18 protein-coding genes are annotated in these 20,196 nt (G+C 65.2%); 7 read left to right on the top strand and 11 right to left on the bottom strand.

All coding sequences use genetic code 11. The annotated features are described in order from the left end of the window. Position 1 precedes the first annotated feature (1 nt). From VFG49_RS12805 to VFG49_RS12775, 7 genes are read left to right on the top strand one after another with little or no spacing between them, the layout of a single operon-like run. Positions 2 to 1,342 carry an outer membrane beta-barrel protein gene (locus tag VFG49_RS12805; RefSeq protein ID WP_324861072.1) on the top strand — a complete coding sequence of 447 codons (1,341 nt, stop codon included), beginning with the start codon at positions 2 to 4 and terminating at the stop codon, positions 1,340 to 1,342. Further along, positions 1,339 to 2,118 (top strand): serine aminopeptidase domain-containing protein, encoded by a 780-nt coding sequence (locus VFG49_RS12800; protein WP_324861070.1) that lies wholly within the window; start codon positions 1,339 to 1,341, stop codon positions 2,116 to 2,118. Before VFG49_RS12805 ends, VFG49_RS12800 begins: the two co-directional genes overlap by 4 nt. Then, the gene (locus VFG49_RS12795; protein WP_324861068.1) at positions 2,111 to 2,944 is read left to right on the top strand and encodes an alpha/beta hydrolase; all 834 of its coding nucleotides are present in this window, start codon (positions 2,111 to 2,113) and stop codon (positions 2,942 to 2,944) included. The genes VFG49_RS12800 and VFG49_RS12795 overlap by 8 nt, the downstream gene beginning before the upstream one ends. Next, entirely contained in the window at positions 2,941 to 3,936 is a 996-nt protein-coding gene (gene galE, locus VFG49_RS12790) for a UDP-glucose 4-epimerase GalE (protein WP_324861066.1), read from the top strand. Before VFG49_RS12795 ends, galE begins: the two co-directional genes overlap by 4 nt. Continuing rightward, positions 3,926 to 5,659: a hypothetical protein gene (locus tag VFG49_RS12785; protein ID WP_324861064.1), complete on the top strand. Its 1,734-nt coding sequence runs from the start codon at positions 3,926 to 3,928 to the stop codon at positions 5,657 to 5,659. The genes galE and VFG49_RS12785 overlap by 11 nt, the downstream gene beginning before the upstream one ends. Then, positions 5,656 to 7,221, top strand: a complete 1,566-nt coding sequence (locus VFG49_RS12780; protein ID WP_324861062.1) for an oligosaccharide flippase family protein — start codon at positions 5,656 to 5,658, stop codon at positions 7,219 to 7,221. Before VFG49_RS12785 ends, VFG49_RS12780 begins: the two co-directional genes overlap by 4 nt. Further along, on the top strand, positions 7,218 to 8,369 hold the full coding sequence (locus VFG49_RS12775; protein WP_324861060.1) for a GNAT family N-acetyltransferase: 1,152 nt from the start codon (positions 7,218 to 7,220) through the stop codon (positions 8,367 to 8,369). Before VFG49_RS12780 ends, VFG49_RS12775 begins: the two co-directional genes overlap by 4 nt. A 53-nt stretch (positions 8,370 to 8,422) precedes the next feature. On the opposite strand, the gene VFG49_RS12770 is transcribed toward VFG49_RS12775, so the two are convergent. The 11 genes from VFG49_RS12770 to VFG49_RS12720 all read right to left on the bottom strand — a co-directional run bounded on the left by VFG49_RS12770 (position 8,423) and on the right by VFG49_RS12720 (position 20,177). Then, positions 8,423 to 9,202: a polysaccharide deacetylase family protein gene (locus VFG49_RS12770; protein ID WP_324861058.1), complete on the bottom strand. Its 780-nt coding sequence runs from the start codon at positions 9,200 to 9,202 to the stop codon at positions 8,423 to 8,425. Continuing rightward, complete coding sequence (locus VFG49_RS12765; protein ID WP_324861056.1) at positions 9,199 to 9,984, bottom strand: formyltransferase family protein; 786 nt, start codon at positions 9,982 to 9,984, stop codon at positions 9,199 to 9,201. The genes VFG49_RS12770 and VFG49_RS12765 overlap by 4 nt, the downstream gene beginning before the upstream one ends. After that, entirely contained in the window at positions 9,969 to 11,162 is a 1,194-nt protein-coding gene (locus tag VFG49_RS12760; protein WP_324861054.1) for a hypothetical protein, read from the bottom strand. Before VFG49_RS12760 ends, VFG49_RS12765 begins: the two co-directional genes overlap by 16 nt. Next, positions 11,159 to 12,325, bottom strand: coding sequence for a glycosyltransferase family 4 protein (locus VFG49_RS12755; protein WP_324861053.1), 1,167 nt, complete (start codon positions 12,323 to 12,325; stop codon positions 11,159 to 11,161). The genes VFG49_RS12760 and VFG49_RS12755 overlap by 4 nt, the downstream gene beginning before the upstream one ends. Then, positions 12,322 to 12,963, bottom strand: a complete 642-nt coding sequence (locus VFG49_RS12750) for a polysaccharide deacetylase family protein (protein WP_324861051.1) — start codon at positions 12,961 to 12,963, stop codon at positions 12,322 to 12,324. The genes VFG49_RS12755 and VFG49_RS12750 overlap by 4 nt, the downstream gene beginning before the upstream one ends. After that, positions 12,960 to 14,138: a glycosyltransferase family 4 protein gene (locus VFG49_RS12745; RefSeq protein WP_324861049.1), complete on the bottom strand. Its 1,179-nt coding sequence runs from the start codon at positions 14,136 to 14,138 to the stop codon at positions 12,960 to 12,962. Before VFG49_RS12745 ends, VFG49_RS12750 begins: the two co-directional genes overlap by 4 nt. Before the next feature lie 2 nt (positions 14,139 to 14,140). Beyond that, on the bottom strand, positions 14,141 to 15,250 hold the full coding sequence (gene pelF / locus VFG49_RS12740; RefSeq protein ID WP_324861047.1) for a GT4 family glycosyltransferase PelF: 1,110 nt from the start codon (positions 15,248 to 15,250) through the stop codon (positions 14,141 to 14,143). Next, complete coding sequence (locus tag VFG49_RS12735) at positions 15,247 to 16,605, bottom strand: phenylacetate--CoA ligase family protein (protein WP_324861046.1); 1,359 nt, start codon at positions 16,603 to 16,605, stop codon at positions 15,247 to 15,249. Before VFG49_RS12735 ends, pelF begins: the two co-directional genes overlap by 4 nt. Before the next feature lie 91 nt (positions 16,606 to 16,696). Further along, on the bottom strand, positions 16,697 to 17,959 hold the full coding sequence (locus VFG49_RS12730) for an O-antigen ligase family protein (RefSeq protein ID WP_324861044.1): 1,263 nt from the start codon (positions 17,957 to 17,959) through the stop codon (positions 16,697 to 16,699). Next, positions 17,947 to 19,041: a polysaccharide deacetylase family protein gene (locus tag VFG49_RS12725; protein ID WP_324861042.1), complete on the bottom strand. Its 1,095-nt coding sequence runs from the start codon at positions 19,039 to 19,041 to the stop codon at positions 17,947 to 17,949. The genes VFG49_RS12730 and VFG49_RS12725 overlap by 13 nt, the downstream gene beginning before the upstream one ends. A gap of 5 nt (positions 19,042 to 19,046) precedes the next feature. Beyond that, positions 19,047 to 20,177 (bottom strand): glycosyltransferase family 2 protein, encoded by a 1,131-nt coding sequence (locus tag VFG49_RS12720; RefSeq protein ID WP_324861040.1) that lies wholly within the window; start codon positions 20,175 to 20,177, stop codon positions 19,047 to 19,049. Between the last annotated feature and the right edge of the window lie 19 nt (positions 20,178 to 20,196).

The following is a 20,196-nucleotide window of genomic DNA, read 5'->3' as shown; positions in this document are numbered from 1 at the left end:
CATGGCGGTACGCACCATTCTCGCTCGTTCGATCGTGCTTGCATTAGCCGCATGCTCCGGAGAGGTGTACGCGTCGCAGTTCGTCTACTCGATCTACCTCACCGGTGAGCACAGCGACAACGCTACTCTGGTCACCAGCAACCCGGTCAGCACCAACGTGCTGGTTCCCGGCGCCACGTTTACGTATACGGAGCAGGGTTCGACGGTACAGGCCAATGTCAATGGCAACGTCGAATACCGGGCTTATTCGGGCAATACCTTCGATAACCAGTCGGTGGTCGATCTGAACGGCATGGTCAACTGGGCCATGATTCCGCAGCGGCTGGATTTCACCGTGCAGGATTTCGCCGGTGTCGCGCCAGTCAACCCACTGGCCGCCAATACACCGGACAACCAGCAGCAGACCAATGTGCTGGCCCTTGGCCCGGTCCTGCATTTCAGGGTGGGTGAGGGCATGAGCGGCGATGCCGAGCTGCATTACATCAACAGCTACGCATCGAAGGTCGACCAGTTCAATTCGTCGCGCGGACAGGCGGCGCTGCGGCTGTATCGCGACCTGAGCGCCACCGACCAGCTTTCGGGCAATGTCGAATACCAGCACGTCGATTTCAACAACAGCGCTGCCGGTTCCAACTACGACAATTACGCAGCGTACCTGCGTTATACCAGTCGTCTCACCAAGCTCAGCGTCGACGCCGATCTGGGCTGGTCAAGGATAGACTTTACCGACGGCGGCTCCCACGACTCGCCGCTGGTGCGCCTGATCCTGGGCTGGAGTCTGACCCCGCGCAGCACCATCACCGTCAACGGCGTCTACCAGTACGCTGACGCGACGCAGGACATGCTCGGGCCGACCAACGTGCCCCTGGGCGGCGAGCTGGTGCCACTGGAGCCCTTGCCGCAGACCATCGACCAGACGCTCGGGACCATTGGCGTCGGCAAGGTGGTGATCGACTCGGACGTCTACAAGGAATCCCAGATCGCCGGCACCTACAGTTATCGCGACGAGCGCGTGAACTTCTCCGTGGTGCCTTCGTACAGCAAGCTCAACTACATCAACACGACCACGCTGGACCAGGTCAACAAGGGCTTGGGGCTCACGCTGGATTACAAAGTGACGCAAAAGGTCTCGATCACCGGGTTCGCCTCCGGTGAGCGTGTTACCTACGACAACATCGACCGTCACGATAAGAACTATGGGTTCGGCCTGGGCTTCAATCATGAGTTCACCCCGCACTGGAGCTGGGGTGGATCGTACGCGCGGCATATTCAGCACAGTGACGCGGTGGGCCAGTCCTATCACGAGAACGAGTACTTCCTTACCCTGGTGTACAAGCGATGAGTCGCGCTGATCAAGAGATTCCGTTCTTCTTTGGGGACGGTGACGAACTGTTCGGCATCTACCATCCTGCGGCAGGCGCCGCCTCCAGGGCCGTGCTGTTGTGCGCGCCGCTCGGGCAGGACCACATCCGTTGCCATCGCCTCTACCGCCAGTTGGCCAGCACGCTGGCGATGCAGGGCATGCCGGTACTGCGCTTCGACTATTACGGCAGCGGCGATTCGGCCGGCAGCAGCGTTGAAGTGGATTGGAGGCGTTGCCTGGACGATACCGTGACCGCCGTACGCGAACTGCGTGCACGCAGCGGAGCGGAGCGTGTGCTCGCCTTCGGCGCCCGGCTGGGCGCCAGCATCGCGCTGACGGCGGCGCCAGCGGCAGGTATCGACGACGTAGTTGCCTGGGATCCAGTTGTCGAAGGTGCAACCTATGTGGCCGCACAGGACGCGATGCAGGAAGCGATGCGTCTGGACACCCAGCGCTTCATCCGGGCGCGCGGACGAGCCGATGCAGAGGGACAGTGGCTGGGCTTTGCCGTGAGCCCGACGCTGCGCGGGCAACTGGAGGCATGGCGTGTTGCCCCGCAGACCGCGCCATCGTTGTTGCTCGAGTCTGCACCGCGACCCGTTGAGTGGCGAAAGCTGTTTGGCGAAGAGACGCGGATCCAATCGCTGGAGGACCTCACGCCATGGGACGAGCTGTCGCGGCTGGAGGCGGCCATCATCTCGCCGCCGCTGGTGCAGGCCGTGGCTGACTATTGGCGGGAACGTGCCTATGCGTGAGCAAGCCTTCCGCTTCGGGCGCGCGCGCCACCTGGTGGGTATCGCCGGTTTTCCGGACCGCGGCGAGGGCACGGTGGGCGTGATCCTGCTCAACGCGGGCCTGGTCCACCGGGTGGGTCCTTTTCGCCTGCATGTGGACCTTACCCGGCAGCTCAATGCGCTTGGCTACCCCACGTTACGCTTCGACATGTCCACGATCGGCGACAGCGGTGCCGCCGGTGAATCACGAAGCCGCAACCAGCAGGTAAGCGCTGACGTGGACGATGCCATGGCGCTGCTGGCGCAGCACGCCGGCTGCAAGCGTTTCGTGCTGGTGGGTCTTTGTTCGGGCGCCGAAAAGGCGCACAACGTGGCGCGTGAGCCACGGAGCCATGAAAAGCTCGCTGGCGCGATCTTCCTGGACAACTTCGCCTACCGCACGCTCGGCTTCCGGGTACGGCACTACCTTCCGCGCGTGTTCGACGCGCGGTGCTGGAAACGCTGGTTGGCGCGCAAGGCGAAGGAACAGGCCGGCGCCGAGGCGCCTGTATTCGGGGTGGCACCGTTGCCGCAGGAAGTGGTGAGGGGGGACCTGCGCAGCATGGTGGCACGCGGACTGAAGCTGAACTTGATCTACAGCGGCGGCATCCATATGCATTTCAACCATCACCGGCAATTCCGCGAGTGCTTCGGCCATGTAATGGATGACCCAGCGGTGAGCACGCGCTACTTGAAAGAGACCGACCACACCTACGTGCTTACCGGCGACCGCCAGCGCCTGATCGACCACATCGGCGAATGGCTCGTCCGCCACTTCCCCATCGTCCAAGCAGGTGCCTTGCCATGAATGGAGTCCTCGTCACCGGCGGAGCCGGCTACATCGGCAGTCATGTCGTGCAGCAGTTGGTAGCGCGCGGCGAGCGCGTGGTGGTGATCGACAACCTGTCCACCGGTTTTCGGGAGGCCGTGCACGATGCCGAGCTGGTGGTGGGCGACGTCGGCGATCGCGAGCTGGTCAGGCGCGTGCTGGACCATCATCGGCTGGATACGGTGATGCATTTCGCGGCGCACACGGTGGTGCCCGAATCGGTGAGCGATCCGGTCAAGTATTACGGCAATAACACCTGCAACACTTGCAACCTGCTGGCCAGCTGCACGGAAGCAGGCGTGTGCCATTTCATCTTCTCGTCCACCGCGGCGGTGTACGGCATGACGGATGCCGGCATCGCCGACGAGGACACCACTACGCAGCCCATCAATCCGTACGGCATGTCCAAGCTGATGTCGGAGAACATACTGCGGGACGTGAGCACGGCGACGCCGATGCGGCACGTGATCCTGCGGTACTTCAACGTGGCCGGTTGCGATCCCTCCGGCCGTATCGGCCATTTGGCGCCGCACGCGACCCTGCTGATCAAGGTCGCGTGCGAGCACGCGGTGGGCAAATGCGACAGCTTGTGCATCTACGGTACTGATTACGACACGCCCGATGGAACGGGAATCCGCGACTACATCCACGTGGAGGACCTGGCCGCTGCGCACCTGCGCGCGCTCGACCATCTGCGTCGAGGTGGTTCTTCCATTACGCTCAACTGCGGCTATGGCCACGGCTACAGCGTGCGCGAGGTCATCGATGCGGTGAAGCGCGTCAGCGGGCGGCCGCTGAATGTGATCGAGCGCCCCCGTCGTGCGGGAGACCTGGCCATGTTGATCGCCCGCAGCGCGCGCCTGCAGGACGTGCTGGACTGGCATCCGAAGTACGACGACCTGGACTTCATCGTCGGCACCGCCTTCCGTTGGGAGCAGAAGATGGCAAGGCAGGTGGAACATGCAGGCTAGCGCGGCATCGCCGCGGCGCAGCTGGTGGGCGCTGGCGTGGATGTTGATGCTGTTCGCCATCGCGGGGACAGGCATGGCAGCCGTGCACAAGGCGACGCCCAAGGGCGCAGCAGCTCCACCGGCCGCTGCATTGACGAAGGGTGCGCCCGCCAATGGCGATATCGTGCCCGATCAGCGCATCGTGCTCCATCGCAATGGAGGGACCGGCTCCCCGGTGCTGGCGTCGGTCGGCATTCCGTTTCCACCGGGTCGGCTGACCGATCCGCAGCAGCTGCGCATCATCGACGCCAAGGGCAACGAAGTGCCGGCTGCGGTGCAGGTGATGCTGCGCTGGCATTTCAAGGACGACAGCATCCGCGCTGTGCGCGTGCAATTTCGCGGGACGCTGGCTGGCGATGAAGAAACCTTCTATTTCGCCCTTGGCCAGCCACGTAAGGAGGAGATCGCCGGCTGGCCGTACGAGACAGGACTGGTCGATGGCCCGCAGGGACTGAATGTGCCGATGGTGTTGGGCACGCTCACGCCCGCTTGGCTGTGCGCTTCGCTGATCGCCGGACCGCAGGAGCCGGCCACGCCGAACGAGGCCTATGCCAAATATGTGTCACGACAGTTCGAATGGGCCAAGGTCCTGCCGGTGGACGATTTTTCCGCGTGGCTGTTCGATCGTCCCTCGACGCTCTACAAGGCCTATGTGCGCACCGGCCGCTTCGACTACCTGCAGGCGGCAGATCTCAGCTACCGCTTCTACATGAAATACATCAAGCGTGACGGCGTGCCGGAAAGCCCGTCCTGCGCAGGCGGCTGGACCTTCAACGACAAAGTCTGTGACGTGAAGTACGTCTACATCGAGCCGATCCTGCTATCGGTGGCGCTCACGGGCAACGACCGGGACCACGATGCCTCGACGGTCAACAACATGGTCGCGCTGTGGGCGAGTGGTGGTTGGAACAACCGCCCCGGACCGTACAGTCGGCCGGATGAGTATTTCACCGAGCGACTGGCGGGCCTGGGCCTGATCGAGACGGTCGCGGCCTATGAGCTGACCGGCAGCAAGCGCGTGCTGGCGATGATCAATAACCGTCTGGGCTGGCTCGACGAGCACCAGCGCAACAATCCGGACCATCTCGGCGACGACGGTTCCTGGCGCAACAGCTGGAACATCCACGAGGGCGACGACTGGAATCCGCAGACGGACGTGCGTGGCTCTTCGCCGTGGATGAGCGAGAACATCATCGACGGCCTCTGGCATGCGTGGCTGGTCACGGGCGACAAGCGCATACCGGGCATGATCACGGACTTCGGTCGCTATCTGGAGCGGTACGGATGGATCAGCCCCGATCTTCTCGTGCACCCGCACGACTGGCGCAATGACTGCTCCGGTCCGGGCGGGGTGATCGCCTGGTACTGGTCGTCCGCCCATGCGCCGGTGGCGGCCGTCGAGAAGATCCAGGAGTCCGACGGCTGGTACAGCGACGGGCATAACGTGGAGCTGGGCCTGCCGGTGGCGGCGGCCTACTACTTCGAAAGCGATCCGGTGCAGAGCGCGGCGTACAAGCGTCGCCTCGAGCAGCTGGCCTCGTCGTACAGCACATCCTGCGCGATGGCTTCCGACACCAAGCGCCGCTTCAACTGGAACAACCGTGGCAGCGGCGTGGTGCAGTGGCTGATCCGCCAGCCGCCGGGCGCCGGCGCTGCGCAGGTGGCCCAGCAGGGGGCACCATGAGCGCCGCAGGCGCCACGAATCGCCGGCTGGACGTGTTGCGCAGCGTCACCATTGTCTCGGTCTCCAGTTATATCGAGTTCGCGCTGGGCCTGTTCGTCAGCGTGTGGATCGCCCGCGCGCTGGGTCCGGCAGACTTCGGCCGATATGCCTTTACCGTGTGGTTGTGCGGCTTGCTGATTCTCTTCAGCAACCACGCGCTCACGACGTCGTCGACCAAGTTCATCGCCGAAGCGGACGGCATGGGCGAGCGGTCGACAGCCTTGCATGTCGCCTGGCGGCTCAACCGCATGCAGCACGCGAGCAGCGCGGTCGTGATCGGCTTGTTCCTGCTGGTGCTGCTGGTGGTGCGACCGGTGGAATGGCACGACGGGCAGCTGGTCGCGGCGGCATTGGTGGTGCTCGCCACGGTGAGCAAGGCAAATTACGCGATGTGGGTGGCCATCGCCAAGGGACAGGAACGCTTCGAGACCGAGGCAATTGCCACCGTACTGGTGGGCGTGCTCAGCGTGGCGATGGTCATTGCAGCCACCCTGGCGAAAGCGGGACTGCTCGCTTTCGTCGGCATCTTCGCGGCGTGCTGTCTCCTGCTCAACCTCATCAACCGCTGGGCGTACCGGCGCTATTGCCAGCCATTCACGCCCGGTCCCGTGCCGGCCGCGCTCACCCTGCGACTGAATCGCCACCTGCGCCTGACGGCGGTGCTGATCATCGTTGCGTCGGTCAAGGCTGGGGCGATCGAAGTATTCCTGCTCAACAGCTTCGCCAATTCGGCGGCGGTCGGCTTCTTCGCCATCGCGCAGACGCTGACCAAGGGGGCGGTGCAGCTGTTTTCGGTGGGACTGACCACGACCTTGCTGCCATACATGGCCAAGACCTTTGGCGAGCGCGGCCACGAGCACGCGGTGCGTTTCCTTGGTGAGGCTTCGCGCTTCTACTGGGCGGTGGGGCTGGTGATCGCTGGCCTTGGCCTGGTCACCACGCCCGACCTGGTCACACTGATGTATGGCCATCGCTACACGGCCGCCATTCCAGCCATCGAAGCCATGCTGGTGTTGGCTGGCCTGCTGCTGATCGGCAACGGCATCGCCGCCTACCAGACGGTGGTGGACCGGCAGGGCGATCGCATCCGCGTCACCATTGCGTCGCTCTTCATCAACCTCGCTGCCGGCATCGCGCTGGTGCCCGCGTACGGGTTGCTGGGCGCCGTGCTGTCCTATGCCATCACGCGACTGTCGGAGCTGGTGCTGGCGGTGTATTACCTGCGCAAGGCGACTACCGGCGGCCTGCCGGTGGCGGCGATGGCCCGATTGCTTGGCGTGGGCATCGTGGCGACGCTGGCCGCGTGGATGGTGACATCGACGGTGCCGAGTCTGTGGGGATTTATTCCGAGCGGACTGGTTTTCGTCGGTATTTTCGTGCCGGCGAGCGTGCTCGTGCGCTACTGGGGTGAAGACGACTTCCGCCTGCTGGCGGCCATCGCCCAGCGCTTCGGACCGCCGGGACGCCTGTTGTTGCGCGGACTCCACAGCCTGCAAGGACAGCGGGCGGATACGTTGTCATGATGACGCCACCGGTCCAGCCTTCGCATGTCACGGTCCGCAGCGTGGAAGCGGTCAAGGAGCTTCGTGACGAGCTGTCACGACTGGCGGTCCTTCCCGCAGCCGCCTCGGGCATCGTGCAGCATCCTGACTGGCTGCTGTTCGAGGTCGCGTGGCGCGGGGACATCATGGCGCCCTATCTGGTGGTGGTGCGCGATGGGCAGGGCAAGCTCATCGGCTACGCGCCTATGTTGACCTGCGTGCATCACGCGCGCATCCACTTCGGCAATCGCTACCTGCAGGTTTATCGCGGTTACGCGCTGCGTCTGCTGGGCGAGCGCGTGGTGGCCGTTCCCGAACATCGCAGTCTGGTGGAGCGGCTGGTGGCGGACGCCCTGTTGAACGACCGCCAGGCCCGCGTCGTGCGCATCCAGGAAACCATTTTGCCCAACGCGCTGGCTGCGACCATGGCGACCGGTGCCCAACGCTTCAGCGCGGTGCAGGTGAACATGCTGGACCAGGTGAACTGGAGTATCACGCCCCAGGCCTCGCTGGCCGACTACCTGGCGACGCTGGGTTCCAAGAAGCGCAATGACCTCTCGCGCCGGGTGCGCAACGTCTACAAGAAGCTCGGCGAACAAACCCGGTTACGCGTGTTCGAAACGCCGGAAAGCATTGACGAATACGCCGCGCTGATGAAGCAGCTGTATGCGCGCAGCTGGCATGCGACGGAGCAACCGATCGACTGGACCTTGCCGGCACGATTGGCGCTGTTTCGCCAGCTGGCGCAGGACGGCCGATTCCTCGCGCACGTGCTGATGCAGGGCGAGCGCCCGGTGGCCTATGTGCATGGCTATCGCCTGGGCGGACGCTATCTGCTGGACGATACGGGTTACGACGAAGCATTCGCCTCGCTCGGTGCTGGTTCGGCCCTGGTGTTTCAGGCGGTGCAGGACGTGATCGCCCGTTTCCCTGGCGAAACCATCGATTTCGGCTATGGCGACAACCAGTACAAGCGCGTGCTGGGCAATCGCCAGATTGCGTGCGGGTCGCTTTACCTCGTGCGCGGCGCGACACCGCTGGCCCGCTTCGGACTGATCGTGCCCCTGCGTGGGTTGTATCGCTGGGTGCACGGCCGGATGCGCCGCGAGCAGGCGGCAAGCGCTGCATAGGGAATTTTCGCGTCGTGTGTCACGGCGTTTCCGCGTGAGGCTGGCGAATCGTGTCAGGTCTCGCCTAGCCAGTGACGACGCAATCGCTGGTAGATCGGACGCGTCCAGCGCTTGAGCGGCTTCTTGAGGTTCCATGTCAGCCACTGGCGCAGGCGCTGCGCACCCGCGTCGGTGGCCAGCGCCAGCGCGGTGTCGGCAGGCGTGTCGTGCCACAGCGCGTAGCGCCCCAGCACGTGGCAACCATCGACCATCTGGGTGCGGGTTGTCGGCTCGGACGTGAACAGGTAACGGTAGCCCGCGGCCGCGGCCGCTTGTGCAACGCGACGTGTGTAGAAGCCACCGGGGACCGAAGCGACGATGACTGGCTCGCTGAGGATCTGCTGCAGATGATCGCGGCTGTCGCGCCACTGTGCTGCCAGTGCTGCGTCGCCCAGGTTCGCGATGTTGGCAGGATGGGTATGCGAATGGCTGCCCACCACCTGACCCAGTCGGCGCAGCGCGAGGACGTCGTCGACGCTGACAAAGCCGGGCGTGCCGATGCGCTGCGTGGTGATGAAAAAATGCCCGACCATGCCCTGGCCCGCCAGTTGTGCACCGACGCGCGATGCGCTGGCACCGCCATCGTCGAAGGTGAGCAGGCATGCGGCTCGACTGGCATCGAGCAGCGACGTGACCGGCGGAAAACGAAGGCGACTGGCCGCCAGGCGTGCGAGGTGGCTGTCGAAGTCGGCCACCGTCAGCTTGTAGTGGGCGGCAGCAGCGCCGGCAAAACCGCTGTCGTCCGCACGACCCGGTTCAATCACGTCGTGGTACATCAGCGCGGGAAGCCTCATGGGCCGGCGGCCTTCGCTGCCCGCTGCCAGCGCAGGTAGCGGCTCAGCCAGGGCTGCCCCCAGGTGCCGCTGCGGCGGTCGCGGGTGTCCACTACCGAAGCCGTGCGATCGAAGATTTCCCTGAAGCGCTGGGCCAGCCGATCGAGATTTTCCAGCACCACGCGATACTGGATCACCACGTGCGATTCGTGGCGCTCGTCGAACGGATAGCTGTAGTAACCATAGACAGGGCCGGTATCGACGCCGGCATCGACCTTCAGGAGCGTCATGCCCACGCGTTCCAGGTCACGCTGGGACAGCGCCCAAAAACAGCCGTGCGCGTTGCGGTATTCCGGGCAGATGCCCGGGTGCAGCACGAAGCAGCCGACACGCGGAATGGCGATCAAGTGCTTCTTCAGCAGTTGCTTGCAGCGGGCCAGCACGATGTCGGGTGCAGCCTGGCGCAGGAACACGGCCACCGCCGCATCGTTCACATCGGCGGCTACCAGTTGCGGCACGGTGGGCGGCACGCCGTAGTGTTCGCGCATGCGCACCAGTGCGGCGGCTGTCCAGGCGCGGTCGCGTCCGGCCAGTGCCACGCGCTGGTACAGGCGCATGGCGACCACGTCCAGGAAACGCAGCCAGCCAACGCGGCGGATTTCCCGGCGGACGCGCGCGCGCTTCTGCGCTGGCGTTTCCACCAGCACGACCACTCCCGCCAGCTCGGAGAACGAACCCAGCCACGCCGCCAAGCCTACGCGGTCGAAGTCGTCGCCTTCGTGGCAGATCAGCATGGTGCGCATGTCGCGCTCCTGGCGGCCGTGCGGACCAATGGCGGTGGGGGCAGCATGAAGTCGCGCCATTGGCCCGGGTTGCCCGTCTTGCCGGCTTCGGCCGCCTTGACGATGTTGTAGAGCTCGCGCGATGTCACGTAGTGCAGCACGTACCGATTGCCGTCGTTGTAACGCGACTCAAGGTATTCGTGCATGGCGTGCATGGGTTCGCCAAGCAGGGTGTCCATGTCGCGCTCCTGCGTGCCGTGCGTGTGGATCTTTACGAAGATCCAGTCGGGCCGCCCTTCCACGTGCACCGCGGTACGGATCCAGGCATCGACGCGGCTGGGCGTGGGAGGGCAGGAGCGGCGCACATCGGCGTTTTCGATGCGCGGCAGCACGCCACGACGGCGGTCGCGCCAGTTCAGCCCCAGCGGACCCTGAACGATCATCAGGTCGCCACTCGCGCTGCCACCGACGCGAACGCGCTCGCCGACGTCGTGTGACTTGGGCCGCTGCGGGTCGTCGGTGGCATAGTAGATCTCGTTGACGGTGCGCGTCTGCGTGTCGCTTGGCGCCGAAGGCAGCGTGAAGTCGGCGTAGCAACCCAGCTCCCGCAACAGCACCAGTTCGTTGTTGAGGCCGCACCAGCGGCCGTCGGCACGCGAATTATCCAGGCACCAGTTGCCGTGGATGAAGCCAAAGCGCAGCTGACCGCTGGCCGGGTCGCGTGACAAGGCGCCGTGCCGCGCATGCAGAAGCTCGTTGAAGCGAGTGATGGTGGCGCGGAAGTTGGCTTCGGTATCGTTGTCGTGATGAAGGTGTATTTCGATTTCGCCGTATCCATCCGCACACAGCGCCGCCAGCTTGTCCAGATGCTCCTCGAGGTATTCCTCCTCCGGATAGAAGAAGCTGTGCTGTGGCGGCCGACCATCCGCATCACGATGCGCCGCGGCCAGCTGTCGGTACTCGCTGCACCAGCGGTCGACGCGGGCGCGCTGGGTTTCCAGCGAGACGCGCCCCCACGCGGGTTCGAAATGATCCACGAAGCAGAACATCACGTGCACCGGGCCATCCTCCCGACGTGGCACGCGCCGGCGCAGGTAGCTGCCCAGCCACAGGTGCATGTGCCGCGCATGGATGGCGCGCCACAGCAGGGTGGCCGCCACTGCCAGCACGGCTACAACCGTCAGGGCGGCGACCATCATGCGACCTCCGAAGAGGGCAGCAGCGACAGCAATTGCTCTGCGTTGTTGCGCCATTGCCGTTCGCGTACCACGTAGTCGCGCGCGGCGCTGCCGATACGGTGGCGTTCGTCGGACCGGTCAGCGAGGTCGAGTACGCGCTGCACGCAGGCGTCAAGCTCTCCGCGCGGGAACAGCCAGCCGGTGTGGCCGTCGTCGATGACTTCGGCCACCGGCGCGTAGTCGGGCGCCACCACCGCCACGCCCATCGCCATCAGTTCGAACAGCTTCATGGGCGAGCCGTAGAGGTTGGAATCGGGTAGCACGGCGTAATCCATGCAGGCGATCCACGCCGCGATGTCGTCGTGCGGCACGCGGCCCGGCAGGATCACGCGTTGGGATAGTCCTCGTTCGTCGACCAGCGCACGCACCGCCGGCAGGGTGCGGCCGTCGCCAACCAGTACCAGCACAAGCTCCGGTCGCTCGTGCATCCGCTCGGCAATGGCCTCGACGAAGCCGTCCACGCCGTGCCAGCGCGCGAACACGCCAATGTGGCCGCACACCACCTGGTTGCCCAGATCACGCTCAGCACGCAGGCGCTCGCGATCGAAGCGGCCCGGATCGAAGCGATGCAGGTCGGCGGCATTGGGCGAGATCACCGAAGGCGCGATGTCGCCATAGGCCGACTCGGCTTGCGCGCGGAAATAGCTGGAAATGAACACCAGCCCGGTGCAGTGACTCAGGCACCATCTTTCGAGCCGGCGCGCCAGCGCCTTCAGCTTCAGCGGGCGCACCCGGTGCACCAGCGCGGAGTCGTTGATCTCCAGCATGATCGGGATGCGATGGCGACGCGCCAGCCACACCGTCACGAACAGGAACAACGAGTAGCGCTCGTAGATCACCTGCGGCCGCTGGCGACGGATGGACCGGCTGACGCGCACCAGGGTGACCAGGTTGTAGGCCAGTTCCAGCAGTTCGAACAACACGCCCGGCATGCGCGCGACCAGTCCGGCCAATCGTCCGCGGCCGGTTGCGGCGGAGGGACTGAATTCGTGTTCCGGGTCGGCGCCCGGAAAGGACAGCACGCTGACCTCGTGGCCCAGGTCGCGCAGGGCATGCACGATGCCTCGGATATGCACGCCTTCGACATGCCGTCCTTGCGTGCGGTGGTGATAGAGAATCCTCATGGTTCCTTCCTTGGCAAGGCGCGGAAGTGATGGCCCTGCGCCAGCCACTCGGGCAGCAGCACGCCCAGTGCGTCGATGGCGATGTCGCTGTCGTCATGCGCGAGCACGATGTCTCCCGGTTGCGGTGGCTTGGCACGCAGTCCGGCCACCAGCGCGTCGGTGGCAGGTTTCTGATAGTCCATGCTGTCGTAGGACCAATAGACGATGCTGCGACCGTGGCGGGCGCAATGCAGCAGCAGGCGTGCGTCGAGATAGCCCTGCGGTGGGCGCAGCAAGTGCTGCGGTTCGCTGTCGTACTGGCACAGCAACTGGTCAGTGCGGCAAAATTCGTCCATCTGCTGTTGCAGCGAAAGCGAGTTGAACGACCAGTGGTTCCAGGAATGGTTGCCGATCGCATGGCCCTCGTCGACCATCCGCTGGACCAGCGAAGGATGCTGCTCGGCGCGCAGGCCGACCAGAAAGAAACTTGCGTGCACGCGGTGCTTGGCCAGCAGGTCGAGCAGGCGAGGAGTGTGCTCGGGGTCGGGGCCGTCGTCGAAGGTAAGGTAGCGCGCGCCGGCATGAGCGCTGGCGCGTGTCCGTACCAGTCGATCCGGTAGCCAGCGCAGCAGCTGTTGTTTGCGCGGACGCATGTTCATGTCGTGGCCCTTGCCGCCACAGGTGCACTGGCGGCGGCATCGCGCAGGATGTCGGCCAGGCGACTGACGTTGTCGTCCCAGCGGAACGTGCCGGCTTGTCGAGCGATGGCCTCGCGGTCCCATGGGTGGCCACTGGCTTCGATCAACGCTGCGGAGAGCGCGTCGCCGTCCTGCGGCGCCACCAGCCTGCCGGCGCACTCGGGCAGCACCTCGGGAATGCCGCCCACCCGGGTGGCCACTACCGGCGTGCCACATGACATGGCCTCCAGCACCACATTGGGCACGCCTTCGTTGTGGCTGGGCAGGCACAGCAGGTCGGCCGCGCGGAACCAGTCGCCGAGGGTGTCGTGCGCGATCGCGCCCACCTGGTGCACGCGCTGGGCAACGCCGAGTTGGGCGGCGCGTTCGAGCAAGCTATCCCTGCATGCCCCAGCGCCTACGTAGACCAGGCATGCGGCGGGCTGCGCCGCGAGAAGGGCCGGGAAGGCTTCAAGCAGGTCCATGCAGCCCTTGCTCGCCTTGAGGTTTCCCACGTAGAGCAGCAATGGCCCATCCTGTGGCAGAGACAGCTGCGCGCGTGCCTGGCTGCGCGAGCCCGGCGAAAACAGGGCCGGATCCACGCCGTTGTACAGCACGTGCACCAACTGGCGCGGTGCACCTAGCGCCACGGCTTTCGCGGCCAGCGCCTGGCTGACCGTTACGATCGCCGCTGCCCCGCGCATGGCCGAGCGTATCTGCAGGCGCCGCAGCGCATGCTCGGCCTGCACGTTCAGATCGCTGCCATGCACCTTCACCACGTAGGGGATACCAAGGCGTCGAGCCAGCCAGCCGGCCGCCGTCGCATCCGGATAGGCCCAGCTCGCCAGCACGCAGTCATAGCCTTCCGCACGCACGCGGTGTCCGCGCTGCAGCCACAGCGACAGCGCCCAGCAGGCAGCGTGCAGTGAACGCCCGATGCGCGGCGGATAGACGAAGGTGAAGTAGTCGCAGCGCAGGCCTTTCGCCGTCGCTTCGCCCTTGATGCCTGCCATGCGTTCGCGGAAGTCCACTGCGGTGAGCACGTCGACATCGTGGTGTTGGGCCAGCCGCTCGAACTGCTGGCGGTTGAAGGCGCCACGCAGCGGATCCCATGGCGTGGGAAACAAATTGGTGAGGACCAGTATGCGCAGCCGCATAATCAATGCCCTGCATACTGGTAAAGGCTGGCGTAGCTGCCGGCCATTGCTTCCAGCGAGCCACGGCGCTCCACCCATGCACGTGCCGCCCGTCCGCAGGCGCTGGCCTGTTGCGGAGCCTGCAGGAAGGCCAGCATGGCGTCGGCCAGCGCACGCGGGTCGCCGGCGGGAACCAGTCGGCCGGTATGACCGTCATGCACGATCTCGCGATTGCCGCCGACGTCGGTGGCCACGATCGGCAGCGCCGTGGCGCAGGCCTCGAGCAGGGCCATCGAATAACCCTCGCTCAACGAGGACAACACGAACAGGTCCAGGCCGCGCAACAGTTCGTGCACGTCGTTGCGGTCGCCAAGGAAGTGCACGCGCTGTGCCAGTCCTTCCTCGCGCGCGCACTGCTCCAGGCGCTCGCGCAGCTCGCCATCGCCGATCAACACGAGCGAGGTTTCCGGGTGGCGCGTGTGGATCAGGCTGAAGGCGCGGATCAGGCCGATCTGGTCCTTGGCCCAGTTGAGCCGGCCGACATTGCCGATCAGCGTGCTGTAGTTCGGCAGGTGCAGTTGATCGCGCAGGCGCCGGTGCATCTCCGGCGATGCGGGTTCGAACAAGTTCACCGCAATGCCGTTGGGCACCACCCTGGTCTTGGCATCGGGTACGATGCCGCGCGCCACGGCTTCGCGACGGGCCGCCTCGCACACGGTGACCACCGTGTCGGTCTGCGAGAGCGAACGTCGATAGAGCCATTCACGCCGTCCGGTGCGCTGGCCCATGCCCATGCCGTGTCGCGTGTTGACGATGCGGCGCACGCCAAGCCCGAAACTGGCAATCACCGCCTGGTAGTGGGCGACGGCGTTGTGCGTGTGCAGCACCTCGGTGTCGTGCCGCTCAATCGCTTGCCGTGCCCGCTTCAGCGCACGCAGGTCCAGGCCGTTGCGCTTGTGGCAGCCGACCACGGGAATGCCCAGCGCGTCGAGTTCGTGTGCCTGCGCCCCATGTTCGAACAGGCAAACGACCTGGCAGCGATGGCCCTGGCGGTGCTGGATCTTCACCAGTTCCAGCACCATCCGCTCCAGCCCACCGCGGTTGAGGTTCTCGACGACGTGCGTGATGTTCACGGCGCCAGTTCCGAGATGGTGAGGCGGGTCTTGCCGCTGCGGGTGAGAGGAATGGTGTCGACGAACTGGCAGTTCACCTCGATGCTGTCGCCCAGCACCTTGCGGATCTCGCGGTGGATCATGGCCAGCGAGTCGTCGTTGAAGGCCTTGCCACGCACCAGGTTAAGGTCGAGGCGATCCAGCCGGCGCTGCACGATCTGGTACTGGGCGACGCCCGGCACCTCCTTGAGCAGGAACGGGAAGAACATGCCGGGAAGGATGTGGCCGTCCGGCGTGCGGATGGCGTCGAGCAGGCGTCCCTCGACCTGGGTGATCAGCGGCAGCCCGCGACCGCAAGGGCACTGTTCGTTTGAGGCGGTGATCAGGTCGCCGGTGGCATAGCGGATGAATGGCATGCCGTAGTTGAACAGGTCGGTGATGATCGCCTCGCCAGTGAGCGGGTCGAGCTGGGCACCCTCTGGCGCGACGCGCTCGACCACCAGGTGGTCCATGTTCACGTGCATGCCGTGGTGCTGGTCGCACTCACCGGCCACCATCATGAATTCGCGGCAGCCATAGGTGTTGTAGGCCGGGCAGCCGAAGGCTTGCTCGACGATCTCGCGCTCGAACTCGTGCATCGCCTCGCCGTTGACGATGAAGGCGCGCGGGGGATGCACGCGTCGGCCAGTCTCGAGCAGCCACTTGGCGAGTTTCAGCAGCGGACCGAAATAGCCCAGCAGGATCTCCGGCTTGTAGCGGTCGATCATGTCGGCGTACGTGCCCATGTTCGCTTCGGTCATGAGGAAGCTGTTGACCAGGCGTCGGCCGAACGCAGCGTGGTAAAGCTGATCCTTCCAGCGGCGCGTGAGCGGCGGATTGCCCAGCCCGCCGCCCCACAGCACCAGGCTGCGTCGCCCGGGAGGAGCGCCGGCCCAGCCATATCCGCGGAACATCACGGCGGTGCGCCGGTCGTTGCTCTCGCGGTTGTAGCCGAAGCGCAGCGGCTCGCCGGTGGAACCGCTGGTGTTCTTGTAAAGCATGCGGTCGCGCCAGGAGATGGCCTTCAGGTCCTCGCCATGGCTGCGGATGTCGGCCTTGGTGAGGGCGGGAAGGCGTGCAAAGTCCTCCAGGCTGCGAATGTCGTCCGGTGTGATGCCCAATTCGCGCCACTGGCGCTGGTAGTAGGGCACCTCGCGGTAGCAGTGTTCCAGCAGGCGTTTGAGGCGTGTCCATTGCAACCCGGCCAGCTGCGCGGGCGACAGCCACTGGTTGTGCTCGTACTCTTCCAGCCAGGCCAGCGTTCCGCGTCGGCGCAGGCCGGTTTCGTAGGCGGGATAGAGCACGCGTCGGAACGCGGTTTCGTACAGGCTGCTCATGTCGGATACCCCCTGTTGTGAGCCGGCATGGCCGGCGAGGCGCGGGTCGCCCAAGAGATGTCAGGTACCGCAAAGGTTGGAACGCGATGCATCAGGCAGTCCTCAGGAGGATTGCCACCAACACGTACAGGCCCGCGATACTGCCCATCGCGGCGGGCACCCAGCGCCACCAGCCGCGCGTCATGCGGATGGTTTCCAGCCCCGGCAACCGCTGCCTGGCGCCGACGAAATAGCCGACCACCATGGCCAGGATCAGGTACAGCACGATCATGTAGCTGCGGCTGAGGAAGAATGCCGTGGTGAACATGCCGCACAACACGATGAACAGGGCCAGCGCCAGCGGGCGCTCGACCTGCCATTGCGCAGCGGCCTGCGGCGACCCGGCGGCATCGGCACGGTAACGCAGCACCAGCCACAGCATCCAGAAGCTATAGCAGACAAAGGCCAGCCACAGCACGTAGCCGACGAAACCGGCCTCGGCCAGCACCAGCACGAAGGAGTTGTGCGCGGTCAGTTCGTTGTACTCGGTGAAGTTGCCCGCGCCCACGCCGAACAGCGGATGCGACATGAACATGTGCAGGCCCGAATACCAGGCATCGACGCGACCATTGGCCGATTCCTCGCCGGCATCCAGTTCCTGCATGCGCGAGGACAGCAGCTTGAGGCACGCAAGCCCGACTATGCCCAGCGCGCCTGCCATCAGCGCGCCACGGCGATGCCACACGTAGATGCCGGCCATCATCAGCACGGCCAGCAGCGCGCCGCGCGAATTGGTCAGCCGAATGCCGTACAGCAAAAGCAACGTACCGGAATACCACAGCGGCTTGCCCAGCATGCCGCTGTGCTTGCCGAGGTAGACCGCCATCGGCACGGCGGCGACAAACAGCAGGCCAAGATCGTTGGGATCGTTGAAGATACCCACGTACTGGATGCGCCCGTCCTCGCCCACCGGGATACCGGTCCAGCCGACACCACTGTTGGCCTGTTCCACGCCATGAAGGGCGAGTACGAACGAGCACAGCGCAATCACCGCCATGGTGATCACGACATGGCGTCGCGTGGTGCAGGCGGCCGACAGGATGAAGAACGAGATCACCGTCGGGCCGAATTTGGCGAGCTGATCGAACATGCCGCCAGTCCAGCCGTTGGTTGCCTGCGAAATCATCAGTACCAGCATGAATGCCGGCAGGATGACGAACTGCGGCGCGTCGAAAGTCTTGGTGCGCGAGCCCAGCCAGCTGAGGAAGGCCAGCACCAGCACCACTGGCAGCACCGGCACGCCGACCAGCGCAGGAATGTAGTCCTGCGGTCGGACGATGGTGAGCACCAGGTAGAGCAGGATCAGGGGGAACATGCGGACGTCCCGACCTGCTTGCCCAGGTAATCGGGCGTGGAATAGCTCATCAGGCTGGGCAGCGTGAGCGTGGAGGCGAACCAGCCCAGGCTCATGTCGCGCTCCACCGCCAGCCGCAGCAACGCATAACGGTTGTGCGACGGTTGCGGATTGGTGCCGCTGATGTAGCTGCAGGCCAGCTGGAAATCCGCCGACTTGGCCATGGCGATCACGCGCTCGTCGTAGGAGCGGTTGCTGCCGACGGGATAGGACAGCAGCAACGGGTGGGGGCCCAGTTCGCGCAGCAGCGCCTCGCGCGATCCCATGATTTCCTGCGCGAGCTCGGCCGCCGGCAGCTTGGAAAGCATCCAGTGATGCACGCCGTGCGAGCCGATCTCAAAACCGGCGTGGCTCATCTCTCGCAACTGGTCCCAGTTCATCGGGCGGCAGTCCTGGTACACCGCATCGGGTGCGATGCGCCATTCCCGCGCCAATCGCTCGATCATGGCCGCCTGGTCGAGCGCGCTGATGTTCTTCATGCGGTCCAGTACGTTTCCGGCCAGCTTTCGACGGGCCGGGCGGTCCGCCGGCATCGGCTGATCCATGCCCAGTTCCGGCAGCACCAGCCGCGATGCGTCGGTCAGCAGGATCATGTGCACCAGCCAGTCGTAAGCGTAGGGCTCGCCGGTGTCGATGTGGCCGGTGGAAACGAAGAACGTCGCCGGAATGTCCAGCTCGCGCAGGATCGGAAACGCGATCCGGTAGTTGTCGTCGTAGCCGTCGTCGAAGGTGATCACTACCGCGTCCGCCGGCAGTTCTTCGCCAGCGTCCAGCATGGCGGCGACGTCGGAGAGGCGCATGGGACAGAAGCGCCGTTTCAGCAGCAGCATCTGCTGGCGAAAACGCTCCGGCGGGGCGCTGATCAGTTCCAGGTCGAAATCGTAGGTCGCCGGATCAGGCAGCGGCATGATGCGGTGGTACGCGAGGATGCGCAGGTCGCGGCGCCACCACGAGCGCATCCGCTGCAGCGATCCCAGCAGGCCGCTGTTGTAGCACAGTTCCCCCAGCTGCCCGCGCAGGCCGGTCGGTTTGGCTTCTTCCATTGGCATCACCATAAGTGCAACCTGCGATTGCGGGCGAAGGCCAGCAGGGCCTGCGCGGCGAAGAGATTGAGATAGAAAAATGCAACGCTCAGGCGCACCGGCAACCAGCGGCCCAGCGGTGGCAACCATTGGCCGAGCAGCACGAGGCTGCCGCCTGCCAGCAGCAACGCCAGGGTGATGGCGCACGCCAGCCGGTCCGTTGCAAGGCGCGCCGACGTCACCGCGAGGGCCAGCAACAGCCAAGGAGCAAGCAGGCGCAGCAGCTTGTGGCTGACAAAGCGCAACCACAGCGGGTTCTTCACGGGCGACAGCAGCCATGGTGCCAGCTGGATAAGCTGGCAGTTGCCTGCCAGCGTGCGGATCTTGCGCTGACGTTCCTCGACCGGTTGCTGGGTCACGCGATCCCATGCCAGCGCACGCGGCTCGAACACCACGCGATAGCCCCTGGCGGCCACGCGCATGGGCACCAGCACGTCATCGAGCACGGTGCCGGGTGGCAGCGGCTGAAAAAGATCGCGGTGCATGGCGTAGATCGCGCCGGTGACGCCGATGGTGGAACCGCAGGCGCTCTCGCTGCGACGGATCAGCTTCTCGTAATGCCAATAGGCGTCCACGCCGAGCGCGAAACCGGTTTCGGCATCCGACAGCAGCAGTTCGCCGCTGGCCGCGCCCACCAGTGGATCGGCCAGGTTCGCCACCAGTTCGCGCAGCGCCAACGGCGCGAGCTTTTGCCGCGCATCGGTGAGCAGCAGGACCTTGCCGCGGGCGGCTGCCACCGCGTCGTTGAGGCAGGCGGCCTTGCCGCGCCGCTCGGGGAATTCGAGCAGGCGCACGCGCGGATCACCGCATCCCCTGACCAGTCGCGCTGTGCTGTCGGTGCAACCGTCGCAGGCGACGATGATCTCGATCTGCTCGGGCGGATAGTTGAGCGTGTCCAGGTTGGCGAGCTTCGCCTGGATGCACCTGCCCGCATCGTGGACCACAATGATCACGCTCACGGATGGATACTGTTCGCGCTTGCGTATCGGTAGCGGCGAAAGCCTGGCCAGCAACCAGATCACCGCCGGATAGCCGACGAACACATAGGCAAGCAACAGCAGGCTCGCCCAGAACGTCCAGTAGAGCAGTCCCGTCATCTCGGTTCCCCATGTACCG

Origin of the sequence: Dyella sp., from assembly GCF_035685885.1 — a bacterium.
Lineage (GTDB): Bacteria > Pseudomonadota > Gammaproteobacteria > Xanthomonadales > Rhodanobacteraceae > Dyella.
Note: the sequence above shows the minus strand (reverse complement) of the source record. Positions and strands in the feature narration are given on the sequence as shown.

Coding starts and splice junctions, on each gene's coding strand:
- VFG49_RS12805 (WP_324861072.1), top strand. CDS start 2: ATGGCGGTACGCACCATTCTCGCTCGTTCGATCGTGCTTGCATTAGCC.
- VFG49_RS12800 (WP_324861070.1), top strand. CDS start 1,339: ATGAGTCGCGCTGATCAAGAGATTCCGTTCTTCTTTGGGGACGGTGAC.
- VFG49_RS12795 (WP_324861068.1), top strand. CDS start 2,111: ATGCGTGAGCAAGCCTTCCGCTTCGGGCGCGCGCGCCACCTGGTGGGT.
- galE (WP_324861066.1), top strand. CDS start 2,941: ATGAATGGAGTCCTCGTCACCGGCGGAGCCGGCTACATCGGCAGTCAT.
- VFG49_RS12785 (WP_324861064.1), top strand. CDS start 3,926: ATGCAGGCTAGCGCGGCATCGCCGCGGCGCAGCTGGTGGGCGCTGGCG.
- VFG49_RS12780 (WP_324861062.1), top strand. CDS start 5,656: ATGAGCGCCGCAGGCGCCACGAATCGCCGGCTGGACGTGTTGCGCAGC.
- VFG49_RS12775 (WP_324861060.1), top strand. CDS start 7,218: ATGATGACGCCACCGGTCCAGCCTTCGCATGTCACGGTCCGCAGCGTG.
- VFG49_RS12770 (WP_324861058.1), bottom strand. CDS start 9,202: ATGAGGCTTCCCGCGCTGATGTACCACGACGTGATTGAACCGGGTCGT.
- VFG49_RS12765 (WP_324861056.1), bottom strand. CDS start 9,984: ATGCGCACCATGCTGATCTGCCACGAAGGCGACGACTTCGACCGCGTA.
- VFG49_RS12760 (WP_324861054.1), bottom strand. CDS start 11,162: ATGATGGTCGCCGCCCTGACGGTTGTAGCCGTGCTGGCAGTGGCGGCC.
- VFG49_RS12755 (WP_324861053.1), bottom strand. CDS start 12,325: ATGAGGATTCTCTATCACCACCGCACGCAAGGACGGCATGTCGAAGGC.
- VFG49_RS12750 (WP_324861051.1), bottom strand. CDS start 12,963: ATGAACATGCGTCCGCGCAAACAACAGCTGCTGCGCTGGCTACCGGAT.
- VFG49_RS12745 (WP_324861049.1), bottom strand. CDS start 14,138: ATGCGGCTGCGCATACTGGTCCTCACCAATTTGTTTCCCACGCCATGG.
- VFG49_RS12735 (WP_324861046.1), bottom strand. CDS start 16,605: ATGAGCAGCCTGTACGAAACCGCGTTCCGACGCGTGCTCTATCCCGCC.
- VFG49_RS12730 (WP_324861044.1), bottom strand. CDS start 17,959: ATGTTCCCCCTGATCCTGCTCTACCTGGTGCTCACCATCGTCCGACCG.
- VFG49_RS12725 (WP_324861042.1), bottom strand. CDS start 19,041: ATGGAAGAAGCCAAACCGACCGGCCTGCGCGGGCAGCTGGGGGAACTG.
- VFG49_RS12720 (WP_324861040.1), bottom strand. CDS start 20,177: ATGACGGGACTGCTCTACTGGACGTTCTGGGCGAGCCTGCTGTTGCTT.